Source organism: Arthrobacter sp. H35-D1 (genome assembly GCF_030063185.1).
Classification (GTDB): Bacteria; Actinomycetota; Actinomycetes; order Actinomycetales; family Micrococcaceae; genus Specibacter.
Genome location: NZ_JASISP010000045.1, coordinates 1 through 6,775, shown reverse-complemented (window position 1 = coordinate 6,775; position 6,775 = coordinate 1). Strand labels below are relative to the sequence as shown.

3 protein-coding genes and 3 pseudogenes are annotated in these 6,775 nt (G+C 57.1%); 4 read left to right on the top strand and 2 right to left on the bottom strand.

The window, feature by feature from the left end; genetic code table 11:
- The first annotated feature begins 217 nt into the window (after positions 1-217).
- From QMG25_RS19950 to QMG25_RS19940, 3 genes and pseudogenes are all read left to right on the top strand, one after another.
- Positions 218-1,327, top strand: a pseudogene (locus QMG25_RS19950) (IS630 family transposase).
- A 345-nt stretch (positions 1,328-1,672) separates the two neighbouring features.
- Entirely contained in the window at positions 1,673-2,434 is a 762-nt protein-coding gene (locus QMG25_RS19945; RefSeq protein WP_283462836.1) for a FadR/GntR family transcriptional regulator, read from the top strand.
- Positions 2,435-2,918: 484 nt separating this feature from the next.
- On the top strand, positions 2,919-3,809 hold the full coding sequence (locus QMG25_RS19940) for a cache domain-containing protein (RefSeq protein WP_283462835.1): 891 nt from the start codon (positions 2,919-2,921) through the stop codon (positions 3,807-3,809).
- A 74-nt stretch (positions 3,810-3,883) separates the two neighbouring features.
- On the opposite strand, the pseudogene QMG25_RS19935 reads toward QMG25_RS19940, so the two are convergent.
- Positions 3,884-4,943 (bottom strand): annotated as a pseudogene (locus tag QMG25_RS19935) (IS110 family RNA-guided transposase); the annotation flags it as partial.
- Positions 4,944-5,320: 377 nt separating this feature from the next.
- Here QMG25_RS19935 and QMG25_RS19930 point away from each other — a divergent pair.
- On the top strand, positions 5,321-5,455 hold the full coding sequence (locus QMG25_RS19930) for a hypothetical protein (protein WP_283462833.1): 135 nt from the start codon (positions 5,321-5,323) through the stop codon (positions 5,453-5,455).
- 149 nt (positions 5,456-5,604) lie between these two features.
- Here QMG25_RS19930 and QMG25_RS19925 read toward each other — a convergent pair.
- Positions 5,605-6,496: pseudogene (locus QMG25_RS19925) on the bottom strand (helix-turn-helix domain-containing protein).
- Positions 6,497-6,775 lie beyond the last annotated feature (279 nt).

The window sequence follows — 6,775 nt, the reverse complement described above, 5'->3', positions numbered from 1 at the left end:
GGCCGCTCGGATGCTTTCCGGTTGATATCCATCATCGCCAAGCAAACGAGCAGAGGTAACACTGTTTTCTGACAGTCCTAACTACACTTTCGGACAGGGCGCCCTTCTTCGTCCTCGACAGACCACCCGGATAAGCACAGCTGCATGTGACGCTTAGGCGTGTACAACTCGCCAGATCGGGTTCCGTCAGCTGTGTCCAGAAGCCCGACGGGTTCCGATATTTGCCAACAACCCGAGTGCGAATAGGTCGAGTCAAGCTCACGCATGGACCCTCACCGATGCCCAGCACCAGGTCTTGGAGGCACTGTCGAAAACTCAGGTTGCCTCACATCGGGAGGTGCGGCGGGTGCAGGTTCTCCTGATGACAATGGCAGCAGAAGGCTTGGCTAACGAGTGGATTTCGCGGGTGCGAGTGCTGCGACGATGCGGGCTTGGCGTGCCCGGTTCCTCGAGGATGGGGTGAAGGAGTTCGGCAAGGTCAAGGAGGGTCTGGGACGCAAACCGGTGATTCCGGAGTCGAAAATCGTCGAAATCGTTGAATTGACGCAGAAATCCTAACCTGAGGGTGCCACGCATTGGTCGGTGAGGACCATGCCGCACGGGTTCGTTTTTCCCTGGCGCAGGTGCAGCGGATATGGGGCACGCGGGCTCAAGCCGCAGCTGATCAAGATCTTCAAGCTCTCCACCGATCCGAACTTTGACGAAAAGCTCATTGATGCATGCGGGTTGTACCTGAACCCGCCGGAGAACGCGATGGTTGTCTACATGGATGAGTAGACCTCGATCCAGGCTCTTGACCGTTCGCTACCGTGCCCGCCGATGGTCCGGGGCCGAGCCGAGACCGTGACGCACGACTACAAGCGCAACGGAACCACCGTGCTCTTCGCGGCCTTGGAGGTCGCCACGGGAAAGTTCCTGGGATCCAGCGTGACCAAGCACGGCACGATGAATTCCTGGGGTTCTTGAAAACCATCGCGAAGGAGGTCCCCAAGGGCCTTCAAATCCATCTCTTAGTGGATAACTAGGCGACCCATAAACGCTCGAACGTAAAAGCAGGCTGGAGAAGAACCCGCGGTTTCATCTGCATTTCACCCCTACTTCCTCTTCCTGGATGAACTTGGTCGAGCACTGGTTCAGGGACCTCACGGAAAGGGTACTGGGCAGCGGGGTCTTCCACTCGGTGCCGGATCTGATCGAGAAAATCTTAGACTATACCCGGCTCAACAACGAGAACCCCAAGCCGCTGATTTGGACGGCGACCGCCGACTCCATCCTCGAAAAAGTCCGCCGTGGCCGCGTAGCACTCCAAGCCACAAAGCAAAACTGAGAAACCACACTAGCCTGGTTCAGGTGTGTGAGCTTCTCAAGGGGGGCTTTGGCTCTCGCGTCATAATCTTTGGAAGTCGACGACCGCCAATGCGTAGTCCGGGGCATGAGGTTCGTGACTGACGGCGCAACGACGGAAGCATGCTTTGCAAGGGCGGGATGACTTCATCCAGTGTGGCATTGAGACGGAAAGTGCTGACGAGGACGATTTCTCGGCGCCGGGTTAAAGGCGAGAGAAATGAAGCATTTATTTGTATAGACTCTTAAGTGCACTGAAAGTTCCTTAACCACCCTTCGCACCACTAGGAATTGACCCGACTCGCAACCCACTTCGGAGCGCAGACTTTTGGCCTGGCCGACCTCATTTGAGCCGCAAATATATCGGCCCCTGCCCGAAATCGAGAGGGCCGATGCGATTGTCGACAGAATCACCAAGGCCATCGCCCTGGGGTTACTCGAAGTCGGGCAACGTCTGCCTCCCGAAGCAGCACTATCGGAGATGTTTGGGGTCGGCGGCGCGACCCTACGTGAAGCTTTGGGGGAACTGCGCAACCAAGGAGTCGTCGAGACTCGCAGAGGCCGAAGCGGAGGGACCTTTGTCGTAAATCAACCTCAAACTCAGGCCGACACCATCCGAGATTGGTTCCTCTCCACGTCTATTTCGGAAATACGTGATATCGGTGACGAACATTCGGCTATCTCGGCCATGACCGTCCGCCTGGCCTGTGAACGCGCGGAGACACACGACTTCGACCGTCTTCGTGAACTTGCGCGAGCCTTGGTTCTAGCCACGACCCCCGAAGAGCGTTCACCTGCTGACAGCCGCTTCCACATCGAGTTGGCAGTATCGGCGCAATCACCGAGGCTTGCCGATGCTGAAATCCGACTTCAGAACGAGACAGTCCAACAGCTGTGGACCCCCCTCGACTTGGCATTCGACCCCGAATCGGCGACCGCCGAACACTTGGAGATCGTCCGGGCAGTTTCCCAAGACCAACCCGCCAAGGCACAGAAACTGGTGATTGAGCACATCAGACGAAGCATCTTCCACCTCATTGATGTAAAACTCACCCTTGGTTACGCCCAATCAGCTCACATAGGCCAATGAGGCTCTTCGCGTTTCGAGGTGATCACCAACCCACTGACATGTAGTCAGGCCACCACGTTTTGACGGTCGTCGTCAGTAATTCCGCTGACGGAATGGCAGCGTTTGCCAGAAAACAAGAGAACTTGAGCGCCCGCATTTTCTAACACCGCAAGTCGTAGGAGATCATGACGTCGCTAAAAGACTCCTTCAACCGTTCCGCGGACCGGACGAACTGCGGCACATGAGTGGGTTCATTTGTAAAGAGTTCTCCGGACTCCCGGTTTCTTCTCAGCTGTTGAAGAGCTGGCGTTTGGAGCACCGATGCCCTGCTTGCCCGACGACAAGAACGTGAAAAATCCGCTGGATTCGGCACACCCAGTTAAGGACGCGACCACACCACAGCGTGGGCACGCCATGGGGAATTCTCAGGAGATGACGAACCATATCGGCGGCAAGGTCATTGAACTCAGACATTACCCACCGGTATAAGAAATTGAGGAGTATCGTGTCTGCAAACAGGCACAAGTCATTAGTCGGGATCAAAGCTGGTGGCGCTGAATCTGGGGCGAGTGTTAGCGAACCCCTATCATCATGGGCCACAAGCAACTATCCTACTAAGAAGCGAACGTCGATCTATCATCAACTGGGAAGATCCACCAATGACCCCCTCACTGAAGTCGTGCATCCAATGAACCTCACTACTGAAGTCGAACATGCCGCCAATGCCCTCACCTCATGGATTGGCAGCGTTTATATAGAGGTCGAGGCGCTCTCCAGAGATGTAGCCACACGGCTTGAAGGAAGCCTCCTCGGTAAGTCCAAAATCGACAAGAATGCGCTGGTCGGCTTGGAAGAATTCTCACGAGAGTTCTTGGAGAGGAACACTTTCGCTGTCGGCGCCGGAGTCTTCTTTGCCACGAAATACGTTCAGGAAGGCAGCCGTGCTGTGGAATGGTGGACCCGTCAAGAACCCGGTGTCATAGGCAGACTCGATTGTGATCTGACTCCGGGAAGCAAGCGGTATTACGACTACGAAAAGCTACCGTTCTTCTCTACCGCCGCTGCCACAGGTGAGCGGACTCTTTGGGGTCCCTATGTGGACTATCTAGGTTTCGAGGAATACGTCGTTACGATCGCAGTACCATTCTCCGTCGATGGGAACTTTATGGGGGTGGCAGGATGTGACATACGGATCAAAGATCTGGAACCTCTCCTCATGCCAAATCTGCGCAGCATCCCAAGCAACGCTGCTCTCGTCAACGCCAGCAACCGCGTCGTTCTGGGCAACTCTGGGATGTACTTGGCTGGTGAGCGAATTAAATCCGAGTCTCCAGATCTGCATCGAATGGCTCTGGACGCTCCCCATCTGGGGCTCTCATTGATCTACACCACCTAATACGAAAGTAAGGTGTGTCAGGCTGCCTCCCGGTTGCTCAGGGTGATGTTGTAGCCGAGGGCTTGGAGGCGGCCGATGGCTTTCATTTTGCCGCGGCGCACGATGAGTCTCTTGTAGCGGGCCCCGAGGCAGCTGTTCTTGGGGTGGCGTGCAGTGGACAGTGCGGCGATGCCCAGCGCACCTTTGAGGTAGCGGTTCCCGGGGCGGGTCTTGGTGGACTTGACCCGGCCGGCGGATTCGTTGGAGCCCGGCCCAGGAGGCCAGCCGGCCGGGGGTTTCAAAGCGGGCCATGTCCGCCCCGGTTTCGGCGATGATGACGTCGGCGACAACGATGGATACCCCGGGAATGGTGGCAAGGAATTCCCGGGCCGTTTGAAAGGGTTCCATCGCCTCATCGATCCGCGTGGTGAGTTTATTGACCCACTGGGTGAGGGAATCAGTGCGCGCAAGGTCCATGGCACGAATGAAGGCGCGGTGGTCCTGGAACCGGCCCATCAGAGCCTCAACCAGCTCGGAAATTCGCTTGCGCATGACTCCCTTGGCCAGGTCAGCCAGTTTTTGCGGGTCACGCTCACCACCGATGAGCGCCGAGAGCATCGCACGTGAGGAGGCTCCCATGAGGTTCGAGACGCTGTCCGAGAGCTTGATCCCAGTGGATTCCAGAAACTTCTCCAGCCACTGGGCCTCGCGGGTCCGGTCCTGGACGGCGATGGTCCGGGCCCGAGTCATATCCCGCAACTTACGGATCGGCTCGGGCGGGACAAAACATGCTCGCAAGAGCCCGTGAGCCCCAAGTTGAGCCAAACATGCAGCATCGGAAACGTCCGCTTTCCGGCCTGGGATGTTCCGTGCGGACTTGGCATTGACCATCATCACCGGCAGGGCGCCCTCCATCAGGTAGTAGAACGGCTTCCAGTAATCACTGGTTGCCTGCATGACCACAGTGGTGACCTTCGCCGCGAGGCGCATGTCTCGCAGGGCGAGGATCTGATTGGTGGTGGAACCCCAGGTGGTGACCTCGGTGGAAAAAGTCCCGGCGCGCTTGCCCGGGGCCCGGATGGCGACCTTTGCATCGCCTTTGGAAATATCAAGGCCCACAGCACGTTCATGAACCAAGTCCACGGGACACCTCATAACAACTTGTGTGTGTTCAACTATCTGTAAGCCGTTTCAGCAGAGATATCCTGCCGAGTTAGTGGCCAGGTTCCAGCCAAAAAGGCGCTAAGAATCAGACCGAAGCTTTTCCCTTCAATTCCTTGAATTCGGGTGCCCAGCGATAGAGATCACACCGGTGGCCCCGGGTTCCTTGTCAGCGTGTTGAAGACATGGGACCGCCACCTACAGATAAGTTTCCTTGCGGCGCTGCTATTGACAGAGCAAGTGCGCCGGAAGGGCTGGAAAGCAGATGACACCCATGTCCGTTCAAGAAAATATCAGAAGTTTGGATTCCCAGGGAGTCTCGGGGCGAGAAATCGCCCAGAGGTTGGGGTGTCAGTGTCAGTCGTGATTCGGTGGCGAAGTACGCCGATCAGCTGGACTACTCGCCGGCACCCACGGCACCGCTGTTCCGCTCGGGAGGGTCGGTGTTGACCGGGTTCAAGCCCATTATTGAGCAGTGGTTGGGAGGACCAGCCCCGGCCACGTAATCAGCGGCACACGGCCAAGCGGGACTTTGACCGGTTTGTGGCTGAGCATGGATATACGGCCACGTATTCACCGGTGCAGCGCTTTATCAAGAAGTGGCATGCCCGCAACCGGCAGGGCGGGGAAGGATTCACGGAGCTAGTGTAGTGTCTCAGTTTTCCTTGACGGTTTGGAGGGCGACGCGGCCGCGGGCGACTTTTTCGAGGATGGAGTCGGCGGGTGCCGTCCAGATGAAGGGCTTCGGGTTGTCGTTGTTGATCTGGATGTAGTCCTCGATTTTTTCGATCAGCTCCGGCACTGAGAGAAAGACTCCCCGGCGCAGGGCTCGCTCGGTGAGGTCCCTGAACCAGCGCTCGACCAAGTTCAGCCAGGACGATGAGGTGTATCGCCAACCCTGGCGGGACTTCCTTGTCGATGGTTTTCAAAAAATCAAGGAACTCGTTATGGCGGTGTTTGGGTACACACGATCCGATAACTCTTCCCGTGGCAACCTCCAGCGCAGCGAACAGCGTGGTCGTTCCCTTGCGCCTGTAATCGTGTGTCATGGTATCCCCACGCCCCTTCTTCATCGGCAGCGACGTTTCAATTTGCGGGTCAGTGGAGAGCTTGAACGTCTCCACCCGGTGTGGCTTCAAACCGCGCGCCGCCCAAATCCGCTGCACCTGTGCCGGTGACACCCCGGACTTCGCCGCCATCGACCGCACCGACCACTGCGTGGCACCCGCAGGCTTGGAAAACCGTGTCAACTCCACGATTTCAGCGATCTTCGACTCCGGAATCACCGGCTTACGCCCCCGCCCCCGCGCGACTGCTCCGAGTTCCTTCAACCCCTCCTGAGCGAAACGCTTCCGCCAAGCACGCACAGTGGCCGGAGAAACACCAGCCACCCGAGCAATCCACTCATAAGCTAAACCTTCAACGGCCATCAGCAACACCTGCGCCCGCCGCACCTGACGATGAGAAACAACCTGAGACTGGGACAAGACCCCCAAGACCTCACCCCGGGCATCACTAAGCTCCAGTGCAGGCGCTGGATTCATCATAAAACCAGCTCAACACTCAAAACGCAAACTATTTTAGAGACACACCACCAGATAGGAAACAGTCCCTCCTAAACACTGTCCCGATTCACCATACGGGCGCACCTAATGGTGCGGTCCCCGATGCTGTTGTGGAGAGCATCGGGGACCGCTTGTTTAGTGCTGTGTTTTTAGTGCTTTGTTGTTAGTTTCCGGTGCAGCATTGTGCTGCGGTGGTGGTTGCCTTGGTTTCTGAGGTGGGTAGGTTCAGGGTGGGGTTCTGGTCGAAGAAGCCGTGGGGTT